Source organism: Natrononativus amylolyticus, from assembly GCF_024362525.1.
Classification (GTDB): Archaea; Halobacteriota; Halobacteria; order Halobacteriales; family Natrialbaceae; genus Natrononativus; species Natrononativus amylolyticus.
Genome location: NZ_CP101458.1, coordinates 1171215 through 1189992 on the forward strand (window position 1 = coordinate 1171215; position 18778 = coordinate 1189992).

Here is an 18778-nt window from a genome sequence, read left to right on the forward strand (position 1 = left end):
TGTACTGACTTAATCAACGTGAACTTTTCCCCGTGGCTCCGACGGTGACGGCGAGTCGTCCCGTCGGCGTCTCGAGGCGGACGTCGTGACGATGGGTTTAACTACCGCGCACCGGACCGTTCAGGTACAACCTTCTCGGGTGGTTCACCATGTCGGACACGGATACGAACACGCGCGACAATACATCCCTCAGAACGCCGATCGTCGCCGTCCTCGGGCACGTCGACCACGGCAAGACCAGTCTCCTCGATAAGATCCGCGGCTCGGCGGTGATCGAGGGCGAAGCAGGCGCCATCACCCAGCACATCGGCGCCACCGCCGTCCCGCTGGACGTCGTCTCGAGCATCGCCGGCGAGCTCGTCAATCCGGACGACTTCGACCTGCCCGGCCTGCTGTTCATCGACACCCCCGGCCACCACTCCTTCACCACGCTGCGCTCACGGGGCGGGGCGCTCGCGGACATCGCGATCCTCGTCGTCGACGTCAACGACGGCTTCCAGCCCCAGACCTTAGAGGCGCTGGACATCCTCAAGCGTTCCCAGACGCCGTTCATCGTCGCCGCGAACAAGATCGACACCGTCCCCGGCTGGAACCCGACCGAGGACGCCCCCATCACCGCGACCTACGAGTCCCAGTCCGACCGCGTCACCTCCCGACTCGACGAGAGCCTCTACCAGATCATCGGCAACCTGAGCGACCAGGACTTTTCGGCGGACCTCTACTGGCGCGTCCAGAACTTCCAGCGCAACGTCGGGGTCGTCCCCGTAAGCGCGATGACTGGCGAAGGCGTCCCCGATCTACTCGCGGTGATGATGGGGCTCTCCCAGCGCTACATGAAAGAGGAGATGGAGATCGACGTCTCCGGCCCCGGCGTCGGCACCGTCCTCGAGGTCAAAGACGAGAAGGGGTTCGGGACGACCATCGATACGGTGCTCTACGACGGCACCGTCCGGACCGACGACACCATCGTCGTCGGCGCGAAGAACGACCCGATCGTCACCGACGTCCGGGCGCTGCTCCAGCCCCGGCCGCTCGCCGAGATCAGGACCGAGAGCCGCTTCGAGAAGGTAGAGGAGGTCTCGGCGGCGACCGGGATCAAGATCGCCGCCCCCGACTTAGAGGACGCGATGGCCGGCGCCCCCGTCCGCGTCGTCCGCGACCGCCCCCTCGAGGAGGTCGTCGACGAGGTCGAGTCCGAACTCGCCGACATCGCCGTCGACACCGCCGAAGAGGGGGTCGTCGTCAAAGCCGACACCCTGGGCAGCCTCGAGGCGATGGCCGACGCCCTGGGCGAGGCCGAGGTACCGATCGTCCGCGCGGAGGTCGGCGACATCGCCCCGCGGGACGTCTCGGTGGCGTCGACCGCCGACGACCCCAAAGAGCGGGCGATCCTCGGGTTCAACGTCGACGTGCTCGCCGACGCCGAACAGCGCGCGGAGATCGACGAGGTGAAGCTGTACACCGACGACGTCATCTACCAGCTGATCGAGGAGTACGAGGAACACGTCGAGGAACTCGAGCGCGCCCAGCAGGACACGATCCTCGAGAACATCACTCGCCCCGCGCGGTTTCGCATCCTGCCGGATCACACCTTCCGCCAGAACGACCCCGCGGTCGTCGGCGTCGAGGTCAACTCCGGCACCGTCCAGAACAACGCGTTCGTCGCCACGTTCGACGGCAACGAACCCGAGCGAGTCGGCCAGATCAAGGGCATCCAGGAGCAGGGCGAAGACGTGGACGAGGCGAGGGCGGGCAACCGGGTCTCCGTCGCCATCGACGGCCCCACCGTGGGCCGTCAGATCGAGGAGGACGACGAGCTCTGGATCGAGATCCCCGAGAAGCACGCGAAGATCCTCGAGCAAGAGCTGTCGGAAGAGATTCCCGTCGACGAGCGCGAGGCGCTGAACATGTACGTCGAGAAGCTGCGGAAACGCGATCCGTTCTGGGGCAAGTAGTAGTTCACCCCCTTCTCGAGGCAGTAGTTATCGAAGCTCCGTCGAAACCCCCGCTCTCAGACAGTCTACTCTGTGAACACTGGCCACGAATCGATCGAGGTTTTCGCGCGACATCGGCGATCGTCCCGCCCGATACTCTTCATTGCACAACGTTCAGCCTGCCAAACTGCTTAGCGGGAAACTAATCGGTTTCGTTTCGGATCCGCCCTCTTAACAAGACCATATTGATGGGAGTCACCAGAGTGGACTCTGAGACAATGAACGATTCTGACGACGGGGCCGAACGGTGGGAACGACGTCGCCGATCCCGACGACTGTTCATGCAGTCGGCCGGCGTAGTGGGGTTCGGCCTGGCTGCCGGACCGTCGATCGCCGCTCCCCGAGGGGACGACGAACACGAAGACGACGACACGGACGCGACTGAGGAGTCGAACGGCTGTCCGTCGACCGAGATCGAACCCGGTCTGCACGAGTTCGTGGCGGACGACGGCGAGGCGGGCGACGATTTCGGCGATTCCGTCGCCGTCGACGGCGACACCGCGATCGTCGCGCCGGGCAACCTCCTCGACCTCGAGCAGGCCGAGTTCCACAACTTCACAGCCGATCCCGCGACGGCGTACGTGTTCACCCGTGACGGCGACGGGTGGTGCCAGCAGGCGACACTCGTCGCAGACGAGGGGGGGTCGGACGGGGACGACGAGCACCACCTCGGAGGGTCCGCGGTCAGCCTCGACGGCGACACGGCGATCGTCGGTGACGTCAACCACGACGGGACCGACGTGGATACCGGCGCGGCGTTCGTGTTCACACGCAACGGGGAGACGTGGTCCCAGGAGGCGATGCTTACGGCCGAGGACGGCCAGCGCGTCGACCGCTTCGGAGGGGCGGTCAGCCTCGACGGCGACACCGCGATCGTGGGGGCGCACCTCGAGGACGAACGCGGCTTCCAGGCTGGAGCGGCGTACGTGTTCACCCGCGACGGGGAGACGTGGTCCCAGGAGGCGAAACTCACGGCCGAAGACGGCGAGAACCTCGATCATTTCGGGGTGTCGGTCGCCCTCGACGGCAACAGGGCGCTCGTCAGCGCGCCGTACAGAGCCGAAAACGGAAACTGGACCGGCGCCGCGTACGTATTCGCACGCGACGGGGAGACGTGGTCTCAGGAGGCGAAGCTCACGGCCGAGGACGGCGCGGAGCGCGACCGCTTCGGCCTGGCGGTCGCCCTCGACGGCGACACGGCACTCGTGAGCGCACCCTACCACGACGAGAACGGCGAGGACGCGGGTGCGACGTACGTGTTCGTACGTGACGGCGAGTCGTGGTCCCAGGAGGCGAAGCTCGTGGCTGAAGACGGCGCGGCGCGCGAACAGTTCGGCTGGTCGCTCGGCCTCGACGGGGACCGTGCGGTCGTCGGGATGTGGCACGTGATCCGGGGCGGTGCCCCCGCGACGGGTGCGGCCTACCTGTTCGCGCGAGACGAGGGGGCCTGGAGCCAGGAGGCGACGCTGCTCGCCCCCGACGGCGAGGACGGCGACGATTTCGGCCGGGCCGTCGATCTCGACGACGAGACGATCCTCGCCGGCGCGCCGGGCCGCGACGAGGGGGCGGGGTCGACGTACGCGTTCGACCGCTCGACGTGGGAGCCGACCGACCCCGACGAGGAGGAGACGGACGAGGAGCCGACGGCGATCGACTCCTGTACGGTGATCACCGAGCCCGGCGAGTACGAACTCGTCGCCGACCTCGCACCCCGGGAGCTCGAGCAGCCCGCCTGCATCGTCATCGACAGCGACGACGTCACGCTCCGCGGGAACGGGCACACGATCGACGCCAGCGACGCGACCCACGCGGAGAGTGATTACTCCGAGGGGTACGAGCGGCCGCCCTGCATCGCCGTCCACCCGTACACGAACGGACTGGGCGAGGACAACTGGAACACCCACGTGGCGGACGTCGTCGTGACCGGCGGGTACGCCGGCGTAGCCGCCCGGCTCTCGAGCGGCGGCCACTACGAGGACGTCAGGGCCGCGGACAACGACCACGGCTTCCTGTTCGAGACCGACGGCGGGCTCGTCCGGAACTGCGTCGCCGAGGACAACGAACGGGGCGTGACCGTGACGACGTGGGGCTTCGGGGGCCGGCTCCGGGCGGACCTCGAGGACTGCACCGTCCGGAACAACGGGACGGGGCTGTGGGTCGACCAGGAGATGGACGCCACGGCCGCCCGGTGTCGCATCGTCGAGAACGGCACCGGCGTCCTGGCCGTGCCGTTCGCCCTCGAGACCGACTGGCAGCCGCCGACGGTGGCCCTCGAGGAGTGTCACGTCTGCCGGAACGAGAACTACGGCGTCCACGCCCGCACCGACCCGTTGGCCGAGGACGCCGACGACCACGAACAGGAGCGAGAGGGCGTCGTCCTGGCGGTCGACAACTACTGGGGCGCCGCGAACGGTCCTTCGAGCTTCGGCGATCCGCCGGAGCCGTACGCGGACCCGGAGACGGGTCGTCCCGCCGACGGCGACGGCGACGCCGTCTCGCAATCACTGGAACCCGGCGTCTCGAACGTCCGATTCGACCCCTTCCTCGAAGTACCGTTCGACGACGTCGGCGCCCGTCGCTGAATCACCGGATTCAGTACGAGGCACCCCCACTACGCGTCACTGAGAGCGATAGCAGGCACTGAACGTCAGTGCACGCCGGTCACGACCGTCGACGGCCAGCCTCGTCGCGGAAACCGAGGCGGCCGCTCGGCGGTGGCCGGGTGGACACCGTTTCAACGACTACTACAGTGCGTAGTTGGATCCGAGAAAGCGGCTGCGACGTGAACGCGAAAGCGCGACTCGAGACCGGTCAGTCCGTCTACCGCGCCGTTGGTGTCACGCCGTCGCCGACCGCCTGCTTGACCTGCAATGCGGCGCTCGCGGCCAGCCCGCGGGCGACCTCGGCGCGCTCGTCGGCGCCGATGTACTCCTCGGTCGTCTCGTCGATCTCGGGCGAGAAGCCGGCGCTCACCGGGTGACCGATCGGCGGCTGGACCGCGACGGTCACCTGCGGGCCGGCGACGCCGCTCGAGACCTCGGCGTCGACGATGTACTCGTCGGGCAGGTACTCGCGGGTCCGGGCGGCGATCCGCGACACGTCGCGGTGAAGCGTTCGTTTCTGCTCCCCCGAGAGCGCAGGAACGTCCGCCGTCGCTCGCTGACCGGCCTGCGTCACTCCGGGCAACCCCCCGTACGGCGTGTTTCCGTTCATAAAAGGTCGTGTCCGTTCCATCGGCGCCTCGCGTAAAAAGCGTTCGCTTTCCTGCGGATGTGATAGTAGCCACTGAACGTCAGTACACACCTGCTCGCGCAGGCTCGCCCGAAGCCGTCCGCACCGCGTCGGTTTCGGGCGTCGCGTGCGAGCAGTGTGTAATCCGTTTCAGTTGTTACGATAGGGTCGTCGTTGACAGTCAGTGCACTCCCGGTCGCGAATTTTCGGCCAGCGGGCACGCGCTGACCGCTCCCGTACGACCGGTGAGACTCGTTTCACCGACGACTCTACAGGAGCGGCTCGCTCTCGCCGTAGACCGCGAGGACGAGCGCGGTCGTGTACGTCCCCGTCTCGGCGGGCGCGCTCTCGACGCGCACTTGCGGGTCGCCGAACGGCCACTCCCGGAGCTCCTGGCCGGCCGCGAGTCCCTCGCGGACCCGCCGCTCGACGTCCTCGCTGTCGGTCTCGTCGGCCGCCTCGTAGAACAGCCCCGGCCCGCCGTCTTCGGACTGCGACCAGCCGAGGGCGGCGCTCACGCGCCCCGGACCGGCGGCGGTGGCTCGAGCCTCGACGACCGTCACTCGCTCGCCGACGGGTCCGAGGTCGGGCGCGGTGCCGACCGCCTCGACGGCGGTGTCGGCGGGGATCACCGACGACACTGCCACGAGATTGTAGTTTTCGACCCCGGCGTCGGCGAGCGCGGCGTCGTACGATGCCATCTTCGTCGGCGCGCTCGCCGAACCCCAGACGACTCGAATCGTGCCCATACACGGCCTCGGGTGGCGGTGCCGTAAGGGGTTCCGGTTCGTCGACCGGCCGCGCTGCCACCCGGTAATGTCTGTGGAAAATCACCAGTGGCAGGAATTTATGTATTTGTAGACTGTTGACTGGGTAATGCGATACCCCGATGGGCGCTGTACCGACTGTGGCGAGCGGAAGTTCATGACCGCGAGCGGCGTGCTCTGGTGTCTCAACTGTGCGGAGCGGTCGACGCATCCGCAGGCGGCGAAAACGGCGTCGCGGGACGCCCGCGCGGATTGAGTGCCCGACTGCGATCAGAGTCGCGTGAACAGGAGGTACGCGAGGTAGCCGACGGCCGCGAGGATCGCCAGCGTGACGACGGTGCTCACGATGAAGCTGACGACGCCGAAGACGAACGCGACGACCTGCAGGAGCACCCACAGCGCGATGATCGCCACCAGACCCAGTCCGGCGGCGCGGAGGAGCGAACTCATACGGGACTGTTGTGACCCATCCGACATGAGTGTTGTGTCCGGTTACTCGACGGTGACGCTCTTGGCGAGGTTTCGTGGCTTGTCGATCGACCGCCCCAGCCGGTTGGCCACCCAGTAGGAGATCAACTGGAGCTGGACGTTCGCCAGGATCGGCGTGAACGCCGGATGGGTTTCGGGCACCTCCATCACGAAGTCGGCGTACGGTTCGACCAGCTCCCGGGAGTCGGTGACGGCGACGACCGGCGCGTCGCGGGCCTCGACTTCCTTGACGTTACCGAGGGTCTTCTGGGGTTTCGACCCCTGCGTGACCATCGCGAACACCGGCGTCCGGTCGGTCACGAGCGCCAGCGGCCCGTGTTTGAGTTCACCCGCGGCGAACCCCTCGGCGTGTTTGTACGTGATCTCCTTCATCTTCAGCGCGCCCTCGTACGCGACCGCCTCGTTGTACTTTCGTCCGATGAAGAAGTAGGCGTCGGCGCGCTCGTAGGTTTCCGCGATCTCGCGGGCGCTCGAGTCGTCGAGCACCGTCCGGACCTGGTCGGGGAGCTTCCGCAGCCCCTCGACGAACGACTGGGAGGGGGCGCCGGTGACGGTGCTCGCGAGAAGCGCCAGCGCGACCTGCTGGGAGGCGAACGTCTTGGTGGCGGCGACGCCGATCTCGGGACCGGCGCGGATGTACATGACGTGGTCGCACTCCCGTGCGGCGGAGCTGCCGACGACGTTCGTCAGCGCGAGCGTCGTCGCGCCCGCGCGGTTCGCGCCCCGGAGGGCGCTCATGGTGTCCGCCGTCTCCCCGCTCTGGGTGACGCCGACGACGAGCGTCTCCGGGGGGACCGGGATCTCGTCGACGTCGTACTCGCTCGCGAGGAACGTCTGGGCGGGGATCCCGCGCTCGCGGAGCAGCCGGGCTCCGTACAGCGCCGCGTGGTAGGAGGTGCCACAGGCGACGAACTGCACGGACTCCGGAGCGTCGAGGTTGGCGAGCTCCTCGACGGTGATCGAGCGGGTCATCTCCTCGACGCGCTCGCGGAGGCACTTGCGGATCGCGTCGGGCTGTTCGTGGATCTCCTTTATCATGTAGTGGTCGTAGCCGCTCTTGCCCGCGTCCTCGGGGTCCCACGCGATCGTCTCGACCGACGTCTCGACGACGGTGCCGTCGGCGTCGGTGACGACGACCTCGTCGGCGTCGAGTCGGGCGAACTCGCCGTCTTCGAGGTAGATCACCCGGTCGGTGTACTCGATGAACGCGGGGACGTCGCTCGCCAGGTAGTGGCCGTCCTCGCCGAGTCCCAGCACGAGCGGCGACTCGTTGCGCGCGGCGTACACCGTCTCCGAGCCGGCGAAGACCGCGGCGATGGCGTAGCTCCCCTCGAGGCGGCCGACCGCCTCGCGGAACGCCGCCTCCGGATCGGCGCCGGCCGCGAGTTCGCGCTCGATCAGGTGGGGGACGACCTCGGTGTCGGTGTCGCTCTCGAAGACGTGGCCGTCCGCCGCGAGCTCCTCGCGGAGTGCCCGGTAGTTCTCGATGATCCCGTTGTGGACGACGGCGACGTTCCCGTCCGGCCCCGTGTGGGGGTGGGCGTTGACGTCCGCCGGGGGACCGTGCGTGCTCCAGCGGGTGTGGCCGATGCCGGCCTCGCCGTCGAGTCCGCCCTCGGGAAGCGCGCTCTCGAGCGCCGAGAGCTCGCCCTGGCGCTTGTAGATCGAAAGCGAGCCGTTAGTGAGGGCGATCCCCGCCGAATCGTACCCCCGGTACTCGAGCCCCGAGAGCCCGGTCATGAGGACGTCGAGGACGTCGTTTCCGTCGCCCGTGTAGCCGATGATGCCACACATCAGTGGTGCACCTCCGTCTTCTCCGAGAGGGTGCCCCGGACCGTCGCGCCGGCGCCGATGACGGAGTTCGAGCCGACGACCGTTCCGGGGACGTAGGTGACGCCCCCGTTGTCCCGGACGTGGTCCGCGAGCAGGGCGCCGAGACGTTCGGCCTCGAAGACGCGGTCGCCGACCCGGACGTCGCCGGGACCGCCCGGTACCGCCGTCGCCGCGCCGACTTCGACGCCGACACCGGTGACACACTCGAGCAGCGTCGCCTGCTGTCCGATTCTGGTGTCGGCGTCGACGACGCTGCGCTCGACGACGGCGTTCGAGCCGACGGTAACGTTCTCGCCGAGGCAGGTGTAGGGGCCGACGACCGCGCCGGGGCCGACCTCACAGTCGGCGTCGATCACGACCGGCTCGCGGATCACCGCCGACTCGTGGACCGTCGCGCGCTCGTCGACGCTCGAGGCGACGCCGCCGTCCTCCGGAGCCGAATCGAGCAGCTGGAAGGAGACGTCGAGGAGGTCCCACGGGTAGGTCGCGTCCACCCAGAGCCCCTCCGAGACGACGCCGCGAACCTCCCGACCGGAGGCGATCAGCTCGGTGATGCCGTCGACGAGCGAGTGCTCGCCCGCGCGGGGTTCGGCCGTCCGAATCGCCTCGAAGACGTCCGGCTCGAAGGCGTACACCCCGGCGTTGAGCCGGTAGTCGCGCTCGTCGCCCGGTCGCTCGACCAGCTCCGTCACCTGGTCGCCCTCGAGGATGACGCCGCCGTACCCCTCGACGGCCGACCGCTGGATCAGGCCGAGCGTCGCGGCCGCGCCGTCGTCGTGGGCGTCGATCACGTCGGTCACGATCCGGTCGTCGATCAGCTGGTCGCCGTTGACGACGAGCAGCGACCCCTCGAGGTCGGACTCGGCCGCCAGCAGCGCGTGGCCGCTACCGAGCTGGATCTCCTGTCTGCTGTACCGTAGGGGGACGTTTCGGTACGTCGGGCCGAAGTGCGACTGGACGCGCGTTCGCCCGTAGCCGACGACGATCGTGATGTCCGTGATACCGGCGTCGACGAGCGTATCGAGAACGTGCTCGAGGATCGGCTTCGTCGCGGCCGGCAGCATCGGCTTCGGTCTGTGGGTCGTCAGCGGTCGCAGTCGTCGTCCCTCCCCGGCTGCGAGAACAACGGCAGATAGATCGTTCACACCACATCGACCGACAGCCAGCGCCGTTACTGTTTCGGCCCGACAGTATCCATTGGGGGAAAGCGGTCTGTTTCCGTCGAATCTTCCCGCACGAGCGACGTCCGCCCGTGGCGGTTTGGAGACGCCCTGGGAGGGTGATCGGAACGAGCGACGCCAACGACTTTGCCGCTCGAGAGCCTCTGGCGGGTATGGCGTCGATCGCCAACATTACGTTCGCGTGTGACGATCCCGATTCCCTCGCCGAGTTCTGGACGGAGGCGGTGGGCTACGAGCGCCAGGAGGCCCCGCCCGGTCTCCTCGAGGCCGTCGAAGCCGAGGGCGGCGACCCCAACGCGGCGGCCGCGGCCGTCGACCCCGCCGGCCGTGGCCCACGGCTGTTCTTCAAGAAGATGCCGCGCTCGTCGCCGGAACACATCCCGATCCACCTCGACCTCGCCGCCGAGGACCGCGAGGCCGAAGTCGAGCGGCTGACCGAACTCGGGGCGACCGCCGTGGAGACGAAAACGGAGACGACCGGCCCCTACACCGAAATTTGGACGGTCATGCGAGATCCCGAGGGGAACGGGTTCTGCGTGCAGCCGTCGCCGGGGGAGTAGGACTCCGGCCCCGTCGACGGGGTCGAGAATCGCTCGAGCGGGTCGGTCGGCCCGTTCCCACCGGGTGTCCGGGTCGCCGGAGCCGGCTCACTCGTCTTCGACGTCGACCCAGAGGTGGACGGAGTACTCGGTGTTCTCCGTCGACGGCTCCTCGGGCACCTCGTCGGGGTACAGCAGCCAGACGATCCGGATATCGTCGCCGGTCATCGTCGGCTCGAGCTCGTGAGGGTGGTGCCAGCTGTCGTTGTGCGAAAGCCGCGTCTCGAAGCGCTCGAGTTCGTTCTGCTCCGTGACGACCGTCTCGTTGCCGGCGGTCTCGACCTCCTGTTCGACCATCACCACCGTGTAGTCGACCGTGCGGTGCTCGTGGTTGTCGACGCCGAGGACGATCTCGGCCGCTTCGCCCGCGACGAGTTCGTCGGGGTAGTCGGCGGCGACGAGGTCGCCGTCGTCGTCCTCGGTCAGGATGTACACCGCGGAGAACTGCTCGCCCTGGGGCGGGACGGCGACCGCGTAGGCGACGCTGCCGACGGCGAGGACGATCGCGGCGACCAGCAACACGTTGAGCGCCGCGTCCGCACGGGTGTCGGGCTCGAGCAACTCGCCGCGACCGGCGGCGTACCACTCCCGGTAGGGGACCGCGAAGCGCTCCTCGGGCGGGAGCTGCCAGCGCCGGACGGCGGCGACGGCGGTCGCGATCAGGGTGAAGCCGCTGACGGCGACCATGATCGGAACCAGCCGGATGCCCCACGGCGTGAAGTTGAGCGCGAGGCCGATCAGCGGCACGATCGCGATGCTCAGCCCGAACGCGAGCGCGACCCGCTCGATGCCGTCGATCCCCGACCGGTCGACGCCGCTCCAGAACGGCTCGTCGTTAACGTGGCTCTCACCTTCGAGTTCCTCGTCGGGCGCCGCCGGCGACTCGCCGGCCTCCGGAAAGAGCGCGGCGACGAACACGTAGCCCGGCACGAACAGGACGAACGCGAGGCCGAGCGGGATCCGCAGCGGCGTCTCCCGGACCACGGGGGCGAACACCGCCACGTTCACGACGACCGTCAGCGCGACCATCGCCGCGAGATCGGCGGGACAGGCCCGGATCTGACGCGGGAGCAACAGCCACAGCGACCGGTGAGACTCCATCCACCGTGTTGTAGCGAGGTTGACCCTAAAAGTTAGTCGGTCGCATCAGCCACCGCCTCCCGAGAGACTGCGCCGGTGACAGATCAGTCGTCCGCCGCGTCGTACCGGCCGCCGTCGTCGTCGAGACCGCACAGGTGTCGAGCCCGCTCGAGCAGCCCCGTCGCCTCCTCCGGGGACGTCCCCTCCCGGCCGAACGCGGCGCGCTCGTACCCCTCGGTCAGCGTCCGGAGCCGGCCGTCGTCGACTGCGAGGTCGGTCGCGCCCAGCCGCCGGTAGAACTCCCAGTGGGTGAGCGCCCCGCCGGCGCCGGCCCGCGACTCGAGGGCGTGACGGGCCGCCACGTAGCCGCTCTGGACGGCCGCGTCGGGCTCGCCGCGTGCGAGTTGCTCGCGTGCGCGCTCGAGCAACGTGCGGGCGACCGACTCGGCCGACCGCGGCGCGGTCGCCGCGTCGCTCTCGGCGGCCGTCGGAACGGGGCGGTCGGGTTCGGGCGCCGTCCCGTCCCGGCTGCGGCGGTACCACCAGAGGGCCGCCACGGCGACGGCGCCGACTGCGAGGGCCGCGGCCGCGAGCGCCCACGTCGGCAGCCCGGTCGGCGCGAGCGCGCTCTCGGCCGCCGGCACCGTCACCACGGCCTCGTCCTCGGCGGCCGCGACGTTCGACCCCGCCCCCTCGTAGGTGGCGGCGATCGTCAGCTCGCCCTCCGCGTCGTCGGGGACAGTGACGGTCCCGCCGAAACTCCCGTCGGCCGCCGTCGTCGCGGTGCCGACCGTCTCCCCGTCGAGGCGCACTTCGACCGGCTCGCCCGCGACCGGCTCGCCCGCGTCCGTCTCGAGGGTTCCGTCGACGGCGACGTCCCGGTCGCCCCCGTACTCGGCGTCGACCGACAGCGAGGCGTCGGTCTCCGCGACCGTGATCCCGGCCGTCTCGCTCGTCGACGCCAGCGCGCGGTCCTCGTAGGCGAGTTCGATCGCCAGCTCGCGGTCGCCGTCGGGCACCGTCGCCGGCATCGTCAGCGTCTCGTCGAACCCGCCGCCCGAGACGTTCGTCGTCCCCAGGCGTTCGCCGTCGACGGTGACCTCGAGGGGGACGCCGTCGACGGGGACGCCCCCGGCGCCGAGGCTCCCGGCGACCCGGATCTCCTCGCCGTAGGCCGCCGACGCGGACGTCTCGAGCCGGTCGATCTCGGGTTCGACCTGCTCGACGGAGACCGGAACGGTCGTCTCGCTGCCCAGGTACGCCGACTGGGTGTCGGGAACGTAGCGGATCGTGAGTTCGGCCGTGTCGAGCGGCAGATCCGTCGGCCGGTACTCGAGTGCCACGGCGCCCTGAGCGTCGGTTTCGGTCCGCACGGTCTCGTTTTCGACCGCGAACTCGAGTTCCTCGTTCGCGAGCGTCGAGCCGTCGGCCGTCCGGACCTCGCCGCCGGCGACCAGCGGCTCGAGGAACGAGATCGTCTCGGACTCGGGCTCGAGGATCAGCTCCGTCTCGACGAACTGCTCGCTGCGGACGGTCTCCTGGTCGGTCTGGACGTCCGTGTTGGTCTCCTCGACGGCCCGGTCGGGCTCCGAGAAGTCGATCCCGGTCGCCTCCTCGAGGTCGTCGTAGTGCTCCCGGACGGCCGCGCTGGAGTCGTCGATCCGCTGGGAGAGCTCCTCGAGGTCGCGGGCGAGTTCCCGGGCGCGGTCGCCGTCGCCCTCGTCGCGGGCCTGTTCGTACTCGTCTCTGGTCTCGCGGTACTCCTCGACGTCGTTGGTGAGCTGCTCTTGCTCGTCGCGAACCTCCTCGAACGTCTCCTCCTGGCCGTCGCCGTCGGTTTCGCCCGCGACGTCGACGTACTGGCCGAAGCGGTCGCGGTACTCCTCGTCGACGTACTGGCGGGCGAGCTCGTACTCGCCCTGGTTGAGCTCGATCGCCCCCTCGCTGAGTTGACTCGAGAGGCGGTCGGCGAGCCAGGACTCGAGGCCGTCCACGTCTCCGTCTTCGGCGTACTCGTCCGGGTTCTGGTGGCGCGGCGTCTCGTTGTCGTCGTCTGCGAGCGCCAGGCCGGCGGCGCCGACGGCGTCCCCGGCGTCGGCCGGCGCTCCCGGCCCACCAGCGACCCCACCGACGGCTGCCAGCGCAGCCAGACACAGGACCGCGACGAGGACGAGCGCGCGACCACCGGACGTGTTCACGGCACGTCAATTCGGCTCCCGCAGCAAAAACCTGTTCTCTCGTGACTGACAACCAGTAGCTTCAACAGGTCGCCGATAAATCTCGCGTGTATGCACGTCACGCGTCGAGTGTGGGCGGTCGGGGGCCTCGCCGCCTTCCTCGCGGCCCTCTCGGTCGCCCTCGCCCGCCCCGCCCCGCTGGCGGGGACGGCCCTGCTCGGCGCGTGGCTCCTCGGCCGGCAGTACCTGTTCGTCCGGGAGGTCGGTCGCACGGTCGACGCGCTGTCGGTCGCGCAGGTCCCCGCCCAGACCGGCGTTCGCACCGGCGCCGACGCGCCGGTGACGCTGTCTGCCACCCTCGAGTTTCCCGCCGGGGTGGCGCTCTCCCTCGAGGCCGGGCTGCCGACGGCGACGAGCGCGGACGACCTGTCCGTGCGGATCGACCCCGGCGAGTCCGGCGGCGAGGAGACGGTCGACGTCCGCTGGCCGGTCGCGGGAACCCACCGGTTCGAGCCGACGACCCTCCGCGTCACGGACGGGCTGTTCGCCGAGACGCTTCCCGTCGGCACGGCGCCGACGGTCACCGTCGAGCCCCGAAGCCCCCGCACGCTGCACGTCGGCGCGGGCGGCGAGCGCCTGGCGACGGCCTACGGCGAACACGGCGGCGGCCAGCTCGGTTCGGGGATCGACCCCTCCGAGGTCCGGGAGTACGTGCCGGGTGATACGGCCGACCGGATCGACTGGAAAGCGACCGCCCGACTGGGGTCGCCCCACGTCCGCGAGCACGAGCCTGACACCGACCGGCGGACGCTGCTGGTCGTCGACCACCGCGCCAGCCTCGTCGCCGGCGAGCCCGGCGAGACGAAACTCGAGTACCTCCGGGAGGTCGCGCTCTCGATCGCCGGCACCGCGCGCACACTCGGCGACCCCCTGGGCCTCCTCGCCGTCGACGACGAGGGAGTGACGACCCGCCTCGAGCCCTCGACCGCCCCCGACCGGTACACCGCGGTCCGGCGGCGGCTGCTGGATCTCGAGGCGACGGCCGCGACGACTCCGTCGACCGATCCGAACCGGGAGCCGTCGGCGGCGACCGTTCGCCGCTCGCTGGCCGCGCTCGAGGACGACGCCGACCCGTTCGCGGCGACGCTGCGACCGTTCTACGCCGGCCACCGGACCTACCGGGAGCGCCTCGAGACGAACCCGCTGTACGGCGCGCTCCGGACGACGCTCACCGGTCGACGGGGGACGGTCTGGACGGTCCTCTGTACGGACGATACGCGCCCCGACGAGCTCCGCGAGACGGTCGACGTCGCCCGCTCGGGCGGCGGCTCGGTGCTCGTGTTACTCGCCCCGTCGGTGCTGTACGAGCCGGGCGAGCTGGCCGACCTCGAGGGCGCCTACGACCGCTACCTCGCCTTCGAGGAGCGCCGGCGCGAGCTGGCGAGACTGCCGCGGGTCACCGCCCTCGAGGTCGGCCCCGGCGACCGCCTCTCGACGGTTCTCACGGCCGGTCGCGACCGGCGACTCCAGCGGGCGGGTGGTCGCCCGTGAGCTCACGAGCGCCCCCGGCCGGTGGCGACTCGCTGCTGGTCACCGCACGGCGGGGTCGGCCGTGGGCCGAGGGACTCGCCGCCGTCGCGCTGCTCGTCGCCTGCACGGTCGTCGTCGGCCCGCTCGGCGCGCTCGCAGGGATCGTCGCGGTCGTCCTCTGGGCGACCCTCGGCGCGCCGTACGCGGTCGCGGGCGGAACGGTCGCCCTGGTGGCGGCGGTTCCCGACGGGCTCGACCCGATCTCGGTCGGCCTCGTCGGGGCGGGATTCCTGGCGGTGCTGCTCGCCCCGGCGGTTCACACGCCCGCACCCGGTCGGTTCGCGGCGGTCACGGTCGCGAGCGCGCTCGGGCTCGGGGGGCTCGCGTGGGCCGTCGCTCGAGCCGGCCCCCTCTGGCTCGCCGGCGCGGTCCTGCTGGGGGCGCTCGCGACGGCGGCGTACGGCCTCCACCGCTACGAACTGGTCCGGCTGGGGCTCGTGCCGGAGACGACCGCGGAACACCCGACCGAGGAGTTATGAGTAGGAACGACGGTATCGACGAGAGAGTCGAGACGGCAGACGACGACACCGACCGGGACCTCGCAGCCGCCGCCAGCGTCGAGCTGCTCGAGGCCGAGAACCGCCGGCTCAGGGCGGAGTACGCCCGCATCCGCCAGCGCCGGTACAGGAACACCGCCGTCGGGCTCGCCGCGCTCGGGCTGGTCGCGGCCGGCGGCGGGGCGGTCTTCCCGGACGGCAGGGAGGTGCTGTTCGCCCTGGCCGCGACCGGCCTCTTCGGGGCCGTGCTCACCTACTACCTCACGCCCGGCCAGGTCGTCGCCGCGGACGTCGGCGAGCGCGTGTACAGTGCGCTGGCGGACAACGAGGCGACGATCGCCGCCGAACTCGGCCTCCGCGAAGACCGGATCTACGTCCCCCAACCTGACGGGCCGGCGGCGCTGTTCGTCCCGCGCTACGCCGACGCGACGCCGCCACCGCTCGAGCGCGGGGCGGAGACCCGCCCGTTCCTGCTCGAGGACGACCGCCGCGGGCTCGTGCTCCGGTCGACCGGCGGCGAGCTCTACGCCGAGTTCGAGCGCACGCTGAGCGGCCCGCTCGCGGGGACGCCGGTCGGCCTCGCGACGCAGCTCGCCGACGGGCTCACCGACGGCCTCGAACTCGTCGGGGGCGCCGAGGTCGACGTCGAGGACGGCCGGGCCACCGTCGCCGTCACTGACAGCGCGTTCGGCGCCGTCGACCGCTTCGATCACCCGGCGGCGTCGTTTCTCGCGACCGGATTCGCGACCGGCCTCGAGCGGCCCGTCACCCTGGCGGTCGAACCCGGCGACGAGCGGGCCGACTGGCTGGTGACCTGTCGGTGGGAGACGCGCGAAGGGGCGGCCGGCGGGGACGAGGAAACCGACGGCGGACGCTCGAGCGAGCCGGAAGAGTGATCGACGGGCCCGAGAACGGGGAACCGACTACGCGGGGTCGTCGGCGCCGACGGGCGCGTGCTCGTCGGGTTCGGCGCCGGGCGGATCGACGCTCTCGAGGAGGTCCGCGACCACGTCGGTCGCGACGACGTCGCTGAGTTCGGCGTCGGTGCTCAGCACCAGCCGGTGGGCCAGGATCGGCTGGGCGAGCGCCTTCGCGTCGTCGGGGATGACGTACTCGCGGCCGTGGATCGCCGCGCGGGCCTTCGTGGCGTTGAGGAAGGCGAGCGTCGCCCGCGGGGAGGCGCCGTGGGAGACGTCCGGGTGGGTTCGACTGGCGGCGACGAGATCCAGCACGTACGACTTCACCGGCTCCGAGACGTGGACGTCGGCCACCGTCTCGCGGGCCGCCAGCAGGGCGTTCGGCGCGACCACCTGCTCGATCGTCTCCGGTCCGAGTTCCGGGTCGGTGTCGAATCGCTCGAGCAGTTCGCGTTCGACCTCGCGGTCGGGGAGGGAAACGGTGAGTTTGAGCTGGAAGCGGTCCCGTTGCGCTTCGGGGAGTTCGAAGACGCCCTCCATCTCGACGGGGTTCTGCGTCGCGACGACCATGAACGGGGTCGGCAGCGCGAGCGTCTTCCCCTCGATGGTGACGTGGCGCTCCTGCATCGCCTCGAGCAGGGCGGCCTGGGTCTTCGGCGTCGCGCGGTTTATCTCGTCGGCGACGACCAGGTTGGTGAAGACGGGGCCGCGCGTGAGTTCGAACTCGCCGATGTTCTCGCGGTAGACGTGGGTGCCGGTGATGTCCGCCGGGAGGATGTCGGGGGTCATCTGGATGCGGCGGTGTGAGAGCCCGCTCGCGCGGGCGAACAGCGTCGCGATCGTCGTCTTCGCGACGCCGGGGACGCCCTCGAGCAGGACGTGCCCGCGGGTCAACAGCGCGATCGTGAGCCGCTCGATGACCGTCTCGTTGCCGACCAGCACCCGGCCGGTCTCGTCGCGGATCGCGTCGTACACCCCGCTCGGAGTGAGCTCGACGTCCGCAGGGTCGTTCCTGCTCATTCGTCGTCACGTCGTTTTTCACCGGAGCGGTTAAACGCTGCTATCACGCGGTCGACCCGGTCGTCGTCCCACTCGGGGTGGCGGTCGGCCACCAGCGCGCGCCGCTCGCCGTCGGTCAATCCCGGCTCGCGGTGCTCACGGCGGCGCCACCGGGCGGGGAGTCGACGCCGGACCGTCGGGGGGACGCCTCGAGCGGCCAGCGCGGCGAGGCCGACGCCGAGACCCCCGACGAGCGCCTGCAACAGCGGGAGTTCGCGCAGCGTCAGCGCGGCCGCCGCCAGCGGCGGCACGTCTCCGGCGTGTGAGAGGTCGAAGAGGACCCGGTCGTCGGCGAAGTTCTCGAGGAACGCCCGGTTGTCGGGCTGCTCGAGCATGACGTTGATCGTGATGCTCGGGTCGCCGACGACCACGACCTCGCCGTCGCCGACGGGTTCGGTCGTCGCGACCGGGTGCGCCGACAGGTCCTCGGTCTCCGAGAGGTCGGTGTCGGCGTCGCCCAGGTAGGCGAAGTCGCTGGTCGAGACGAGAACGGTCGCGTTGCCGGGCTCGACGGCGGTCGCGTAGTTCAGCGTGAGCTGATCGACGCCCTCGGTTCGCGTGTGGTTCTCGACGCCGGTCGCGACCGGCATCGCCGGGCCGCGGTAGTTGTGGCGGTCGTCGCGCAGGAGCCCGCCGTCGGTTCGAGCCTCCGCCCCGACGGCGGCGAGCAGCCGGTTGCCGCCGTCGTCGAAGTTCTCGAGGACGACGAGCGTGCCGCCGCGGTCGACGAACGACCGGACGCGCTCGGCGTCGGTGCCCTCGTAGGGCTCCTCGGGCGCGACGACGAACGCGGTCGCGTTCTCGGCGTCGAGGTCGTCGTAGCGGTCGGTCTCCCGGACGATCTCGGCGGAGACGTCAGGGTCGTCCTCGAGGCCGTCGTGGAGGTCCGTCGAGCCGTCCCAGGAGGGGTTGTACGGGCCGAACGCGGTCGTCGACGTGGCGGCGACGACGCCCAGCGCGAGGACGGTCGTCACCGCGAGCGCGAGCAGGAACGCCCGCGGCCAGTCGACCCCGTCGCGGTCGGTGAGCCACTCGCGGGCGGTCACCACGGCAGCACCTCCGGTGGCAGGATCTCGAGGATGCGCCGGACGACGACGTAGCCGAAGCCGACGAGGCCGAGCGCGATGATCCACGTCAGCCGCCGCCGCCAGGCGGGCGCGACGGCGACGGGCGCGGTCAGTTCGGTGACGACGAGAAAGCCGATCAGCGAGAGGACGAAGAACAGTTCGTACGAGAGCGATCCCAGCAGCGAGAGGAGCAACACCGTCGCTAGCATCCAGGCGAGCTGGCCGTGGACGAACCGCATCCGCCGCCGGGTCATCTACTCGAGTGAGGTCGCCGGGAGTACCTAAATCCAGCGCACC

General features: G+C 70.3%; 17 protein-coding genes. 7 read left to right on the plus strand and 10 right to left on the minus strand.

Annotated elements, in window-relative coordinates; genetic code table 11:
• The first annotated feature begins 149 nt into the window (after window positions 1-149).
• Together infB and NMQ11_RS06085 are read left to right on the plus strand one after the other, a co-directional pair.
• On the plus strand, window positions 150-1955 hold the full coding sequence (gene infB, locus NMQ11_RS06080; protein WP_255170518.1) for a translation initiation factor IF-2: 1806 nt from the start codon (window positions 150-152) through the stop codon (window positions 1953-1955).
• Window positions 1956-2212: 257 nt separating this feature from the next.
• Entirely contained in the window at window positions 2213-4576 is a 2364-nt protein-coding gene (locus tag NMQ11_RS06085) for a right-handed parallel beta-helix repeat-containing protein (RefSeq protein WP_255170519.1), read from the plus strand.
• Between the two features lie 238 nt (window positions 4577-4814).
• Here NMQ11_RS06085 and NMQ11_RS06090 read toward each other — a convergent pair whose 3' ends face one another.
• The gene (locus NMQ11_RS06090) at window positions 4815-5207 is read right to left on the minus strand and encodes a DUF5811 family protein (protein WP_255170520.1); all 393 of its coding nucleotides are present in this window, start codon (window positions 5205-5207) and stop codon (window positions 4815-4817) included.
• Window positions 5208-5494: 287 nt separating this feature from the next.
• Window positions 5495-5974: a pyruvoyl-dependent arginine decarboxylase gene (locus tag NMQ11_RS06095; RefSeq protein ID WP_255170521.1), complete on the minus strand. Its 480-nt coding sequence runs from the start codon at window positions 5972-5974 to the stop codon at window positions 5495-5497.
• A 127-nt stretch (window positions 5975-6101) separates the two neighbouring features.
• Between NMQ11_RS06095 and NMQ11_RS06100 the strand changes: the two genes are divergently transcribed.
• Window positions 6102-6248: a hypothetical protein gene (locus NMQ11_RS06100; RefSeq protein WP_255170522.1), complete on the plus strand. Its 147-nt coding sequence runs from the start codon at window positions 6102-6104 to the stop codon at window positions 6246-6248.
• A 14-nt stretch (window positions 6249-6262) separates the two neighbouring features.
• Here NMQ11_RS06100 and NMQ11_RS06105 read toward each other — a convergent pair whose 3' ends face one another.
• The 3 genes from NMQ11_RS06105 to NMQ11_RS06115 are packed head-to-tail and all read right to left on the minus strand — an operon-like array spanning window position 6263 to window position 9459.
• The gene (locus NMQ11_RS06105; RefSeq protein ID WP_255170523.1) at window positions 6263-6442 is read right to left on the minus strand and encodes a hypothetical protein; all 180 of its coding nucleotides are present in this window, start codon (window positions 6440-6442) and stop codon (window positions 6263-6265) included.
• A gap of 42 nt (window positions 6443-6484) precedes the next feature.
• Window positions 6485-8275, minus strand: a complete 1791-nt coding sequence (gene glmS / locus NMQ11_RS06110) for a glutamine--fructose-6-phosphate transaminase (isomerizing) (protein ID WP_255170524.1) — start codon at window positions 8273-8275, stop codon at window positions 6485-6487.
• Window positions 8275-9459: a sugar phosphate nucleotidyltransferase gene (locus NMQ11_RS06115; RefSeq protein WP_255170525.1), complete on the minus strand. Its 1185-nt coding sequence runs from the start codon at window positions 9457-9459 to the stop codon at window positions 8275-8277. The genes glmS and NMQ11_RS06115 overlap by 1 nt, the downstream gene beginning before the upstream one ends.
• A gap of 188 nt (window positions 9460-9647) precedes the next feature.
• On the opposite strand from NMQ11_RS06115, the gene NMQ11_RS06120 reads away from it, so the two are divergent.
• A complete protein-coding gene (locus tag NMQ11_RS06120) occupies window positions 9648-10055 on the plus strand; it encodes a VOC family protein (protein WP_255170526.1) in 408 nt (135 codons plus the stop codon).
• 87 nt (window positions 10056-10142) lie between these two features.
• Here the strand turns inward: NMQ11_RS06120 and NMQ11_RS06125 are convergent, their stop codons facing one another.
• Window positions 10143-11195, minus strand: coding sequence for a DUF1616 domain-containing protein (locus tag NMQ11_RS06125; RefSeq protein ID WP_255170527.1), 1053 nt, complete (start codon window positions 11193-11195; stop codon window positions 10143-10145).
• Window positions 11196-11278: 83 nt separating this feature from the next.
• Window positions 11279-13372: an Ig-like domain-containing protein gene (locus NMQ11_RS06130; protein ID WP_255170528.1), complete on the minus strand. Its 2094-nt coding sequence runs from the start codon at window positions 13370-13372 to the stop codon at window positions 11279-11281.
• Between the two features lie 90 nt (window positions 13373-13462).
• Between NMQ11_RS06130 and NMQ11_RS06135 the strand changes: the two genes are divergently transcribed.
• From NMQ11_RS06135 to NMQ11_RS06145, 3 genes are read left to right on the plus strand one after another with little or no spacing between them, the layout of a single operon-like run.
• Complete coding sequence (locus NMQ11_RS06135) at window positions 13463-14902, plus strand: DUF58 domain-containing protein (protein ID WP_255170529.1); 1440 nt, start codon at window positions 13463-13465, stop codon at window positions 14900-14902.
• Entirely contained in the window at window positions 14899-15420 is a 522-nt protein-coding gene (locus NMQ11_RS06140; RefSeq protein ID WP_255170530.1) for a DUF8163 family membrane protein, read from the plus strand. Before NMQ11_RS06135 ends, NMQ11_RS06140 begins: the two co-directional genes overlap by 4 nt.
• On the plus strand, window positions 15417-16334 hold the full coding sequence (locus NMQ11_RS06145; RefSeq protein WP_255170531.1) for a DUF7982 domain-containing protein: 918 nt from the start codon (window positions 15417-15419) through the stop codon (window positions 16332-16334). Before NMQ11_RS06140 ends, NMQ11_RS06145 begins: the two co-directional genes overlap by 4 nt.
• 27 nt (window positions 16335-16361) lie before the next feature.
• Here NMQ11_RS06145 and NMQ11_RS06150 read toward each other — a convergent pair whose 3' ends face one another.
• Genes NMQ11_RS06150 through NMQ11_RS06160 form a run of 3 tightly spaced genes read right to left on the minus strand, consistent with a single transcriptional unit; the run spans window position 16362 to window position 18720 of the window.
• Window positions 16362-17375, minus strand: coding sequence for an AAA family ATPase (locus NMQ11_RS06150; protein WP_255170532.1), 1014 nt, complete (start codon window positions 17373-17375; stop codon window positions 16362-16364).
• Window positions 17372-18460, minus strand: coding sequence for a DUF4350 domain-containing protein (locus NMQ11_RS06155; RefSeq protein WP_255170533.1), 1089 nt, complete (start codon window positions 18458-18460; stop codon window positions 17372-17374). Before NMQ11_RS06155 ends, NMQ11_RS06150 begins: the two co-directional genes overlap by 4 nt.
• Window positions 18457-18720 carry a DUF8044 family membrane protein gene (locus NMQ11_RS06160; RefSeq protein WP_255170864.1) on the minus strand — a complete coding sequence of 88 codons (264 nt, stop codon included), beginning with the start codon at window positions 18718-18720 and terminating at the stop codon, window positions 18457-18459. Before NMQ11_RS06160 ends, NMQ11_RS06155 begins: the two co-directional genes overlap by 4 nt.
• Between the last annotated feature and the right edge of the window lie 58 nt (window positions 18721-18778).